The following is a 3,636-nucleotide window of genomic DNA, read 5'->3' as shown; positions in this document are numbered from 1 at the left end:
ACACGGAAGTTAAGCGCTTCAGCGCCGAAAGTAGTTGGGGGTCTCCCCCTGTGAGGATAGGACGTTGCCAGGCAACATGAAACGATCGAGCGTAATGCTCGATCGTTTTTCTTATGAATTCTGCTCAAAAGCATTGCCAATCCGTAGATTATATGCTAATATAATAATTGTCTAGTGGCGATAGCGAAGTGGTCACACCCGTTCCCATGCCGAACACGGAAGTTAAGTACTTCAGCGCCGAAAGTAGTTGGGGGTCTCCCCCTGTGAGGATAGGACGTTGCTAGGCGATACGAGACGATCAAGCGGATGCTTGGTCGTCTTTTTTTTGTGGTTTGCACTGAAACTTCTGAGTAGTTCTTTCGTATAAATAAGAGACAGGAACAACGAAGGCCTCAAAGCAAGTGAAGGGAGAACCAGACATGACCGATTTCCATCAGCAACAACTCGACTTACAACAACGTCTCTCCGAACGAGATCGACTTGCCCGCAAGCTTAAAAGACTCGATAAACAGATTGCGGAACATGAAACGGTAAGAAAGCAACTGCTCAACTCGTTCACGAAAGAGCAGCGTGACGTATATGATTTAGAGGCGTTCTCGCTCGTCAATGCGTGGCGTAAGTTTCGCGGGACGTTCAATGAACAAAAGACGATCGAATTGGAAGAGGCAGCCCGAGCCGAATTGAAGTTACGGGAACACGAGAAGATGATCGATGAGTTAGAGCTTGAGCGTCGTGATCTTCACGAGACGTTTGAGGTATATGCAAACATCGATAGGGAATGGGAAAGGTTTTTGGAAGCGAAAGAGGCTCGCCTGAAACAAGATCCTGACGTCAGAGAAACGTTGTATCGTCTCACGAATGACCAGGCGAAAATAAGTGAGGCGTTGGTGGAATACAATGAAGCCATCGTCGCAGGACGCTCGGCCCGTGCCGTAATCTCGAAGACGCTCAAGCATCTTGATAGTGCGAAAGGGTGGTCGACATATGACACGTTCTTCGGAGGTGGTTTGATTGCGACGGCGATGAAGCATGACGCCATTGACGCCTCCGAACGGACGATGCATGAACTTCAATCCGCACTCGAACGTTTCTCACGAGAACTCGCTGACGTAAAAGAAGTCGTCAGTGGCTTACACATCGAGCGGGGATCGCTCATTCAGTTCGCGGATTACTTCCTCGATGACATCTTCTCCGAATGGACGATGCATGGACGAATCAACGACTCGCTCGACAAAGTAAACGGCCTCGATCGTGAGATCGCCAAACTTATCGAGAGCATGACACGACAAGTCGAACGCTTAGAACGACAGCGTGAGCAGACGGAAGACAAACGAAAGCAGCTCATCGTCACGCGATGAGCTGCTTCGCTTATTCAGGTCGCTTCAACCAATGGCGCAATCCTTTCCCGGCGTGCGGCCCTGCCTCATAACGAGGGATGACATGAAAATGAGCGTGTGGCACGGTCTGATTAGAGGCTTCCCCGACGTTCCAGCCAAGTGTGTATCCATCTGGGCGATGTGTTGCATCTAGCAACCGTTTCGCTTCGTGCAATAACTCATATGTATCTCGCCATTCGTCCGGCGTTAAGTCAAACGTCGTCGTCCGGTGCTGTTTCGGGACAATCACACCAGAGCCGACGAGGACATCTTGTTCACGTTCATGCATCAAAAAGTAGCACGTCTCGTTCTCGGCGACGATGGATTGCGCGGGATCATCATGTGGATGACAAAATGGACAAGTCGACATCAGATTGATACACTTCCTTTCTATATATACAAGTGTATCAAAAGGAGGAGCCTATGAACGAATGGATTGAACAGATCGTCTCGAGCGTACGGCAGAAGGAGAAGTGCATCATTTTGATTACTGGACATGGCGGCGCGGGAAAGACGACGCTTGCACACGCATTGATGGAACGCCTCGAAGAAGTGAATTATTTGAATACTGATCCATATATCGCCGACTCGACGTTACGGAAAAGCGCGATCCTCGATTACTCGGTCGATGGGGTAGCGCATCGTTATAAGATGACGGCTTGTCACCCAGCGGCGCACCATTTGCTGTCGCTCGAACGCGATGTCCGCATGATTCGTGAAGGAATCGGCTTTTACACGATCGACGTGCCTTATCTCGAGCGAACGTGGATCGCCCCAGAGAAACCAGTCACCATCATCGAAGGGATGAGCGTGGCTTTCCTCGAACCGGATGCAAGGGACGTTTCCATTTACTTATATAGCGACAGCGAGACCGAGTTTTTACGACGGTCGGTACGAGACATTCAAGAGCGTGGAATGGCTCTCGACTATTTGAAAGCGTCTCATGAAGAGCGCCGACTTCAATATGAGCAGTTCATGCACCCACACCGAGAGAAGTTCCAGATGGTCGTGAACACGAGTGGGGACGAATGGACAAAGGAGGTGACGTTGTGAAAAAACCAATCATCTGGGTGATGGGGAGTTCGAGTCTAGTGTTTGTATTCATGGTCACTCAATTGTTATTTCCGATTACGGTTCAAGAATTCATCGCAATTTTCACCGTATCGGCTGTTTTAGGTATAGTTCCCGGTGTACTCGCCTCGATTTTGCATCAATTTATAACTACTAAAAAGAAAAATAAGACGAATAGCCACCGTTCATGACGAACGATGGCTGCGTAACGTCTCTTGAATCCCGAGCCCGAGTCGGTCTTGCTCGCGCTCGAGTTGATCCCACGTGAGCGAGCGATGACGCAAGACGACATCGTTGGCGATCGAATCGAGCGTACGCTGCTTCTCGATATTATCGAGCCAGTAATAGACGTCGACCCCGTCCTCGTCGATACGCCAAAACGATTTCACGACCTCGAACTCATCGGCCCAGTCGCCGACAGGTTTGAAACCGTACTTTTCGACGAACGGATACGGCCGCTCTTCGCCGAGCGGATCGATGACGTTGCGGACGAACATGAGCTCGAGACCGGCATGCTCGGTCGCTTCGAGTAACCGTTTAAGCTCAGGTAACGGCTCGACTTCGACGTTCTCTATCACGTCGAACCAAATCCGTTTGCCGTCCTTGTCCCACACGGTCGCTTCGACACTGTAAGGGGCACCGGCAGTCGAAGGGGCATACATCGTCAAGTCGAACGTGAACGGGATATGTTCTTCCGCCCCTGGTTCAAGTATGGCTGACAAAGCGATCGGTACTTCTTGAAGGTCAGCCTCACGGTTGAACTCGTTCCCCTCGAGCGTGATATCTTTGAACGTCGTGAGGAAGTTGAGCGTCAATTCATGTAGCCGGATCACTTTTGAGGTCGGATTCATTACGCGAAGTGTTCCGTGAACGGTCTGTCTTGGGACGAACGGAACAGTATGGAAATAGACGGACGCATCTAGCTCAGAAAAGAACCATTTTTTAAACCGGTTTCCCCATTTCGACATGTCGGTCGCGCTCCTTTTCTCTGTTGGATTACACTCCTTTAATTGTTCCCGAATCCAAATCACAAAAAACATAGAGAAAAAGGTTGCATATTATAACTACTTCGCTTATTATAGAGGATGTCGAAAGAATTCATATTATCGCGGGGTGGAGCAGTCTGGTAGCTCGTTGGGCTCATAACCCAAAGGTCGTTGGTTCAAATCCAGCCCCCGCAACCAATTTT

At 49.7% G+C, this 3,636-nt stretch carries 5 protein-coding genes, 1 tRNA gene and 1 rRNA gene; 5 read left to right on the top strand and 2 right to left on the bottom strand.

What is annotated here, in order from left to right; translation table 11 throughout:
• The first annotated feature begins 170 nt into the window (after positions 1-170).
• Both rrf and L971_RS12735 read left to right on the top strand, forming a co-directional pair.
• A 5S ribosomal RNA gene (gene rrf, locus L971_RS12740) occupies positions 171-286 on the top strand.
• Between the two features lie 133 nt (positions 287-419).
• Positions 420-1,358 (top strand): hypothetical protein, encoded by a 939-nt coding sequence (locus tag L971_RS12735; RefSeq protein ID WP_047376184.1) that lies wholly within the window; start codon positions 420-422, stop codon positions 1,356-1,358.
• Between the two features lie 10 nt (positions 1,359-1,368).
• Here L971_RS12735 and L971_RS12730 read toward each other — a convergent pair whose 3' ends face one another.
• Positions 1,369-1,746, bottom strand: coding sequence for an HIT family protein (locus tag L971_RS12730; protein WP_029333751.1), 378 nt, complete (start codon positions 1,744-1,746; stop codon positions 1,369-1,371).
• 53 nt (positions 1,747-1,799) lie between these two features.
• Between L971_RS12730 and L971_RS12725 the strand changes: the two genes are divergently transcribed.
• Complete coding sequence (locus tag L971_RS12725) at positions 1,800-2,429, top strand: uridine kinase (RefSeq protein ID WP_047376182.1); 630 nt, start codon at positions 1,800-1,802, stop codon at positions 2,427-2,429.
• Positions 2,426-2,638 carry a hypothetical protein gene (locus tag L971_RS12720; RefSeq protein WP_029693854.1) on the top strand — a complete coding sequence of 71 codons (213 nt, stop codon included), beginning with the start codon at positions 2,426-2,428 and terminating at the stop codon, positions 2,636-2,638. Before L971_RS12725 ends, L971_RS12720 begins: the two co-directional genes overlap by 4 nt.
• Here the strand turns inward: L971_RS12720 and L971_RS12715 are convergent.
• Entirely contained in the window at positions 2,633-3,415 is a 783-nt protein-coding gene (locus L971_RS12715) for a sporulation protein (RefSeq protein ID WP_024372085.1), read from the bottom strand. The genes L971_RS12720 and L971_RS12715 overlap by 6 nt on opposite strands.
• A gap of 139 nt (positions 3,416-3,554) precedes the next feature.
• Between L971_RS12715 and L971_RS12710 the strand changes: the two genes are divergently transcribed.
• Positions 3,555-3,631: transfer RNA gene (locus L971_RS12710), tRNA-Met, on the top strand.
• Positions 3,632-3,636 lie beyond the last annotated feature (5 nt).

The sequence above is a fragment of the Exiguobacterium sp. ZOR0005 genome (assembly GCF_000798975.1).
GTDB lineage: Bacteria > Bacillota > Bacilli > Exiguobacteriales > Exiguobacteriaceae > Exiguobacterium > Exiguobacterium aurantiacum.
Note: the sequence above shows the minus strand (reverse complement) of the source record. Positions and strands in the feature narration are given on the sequence as shown.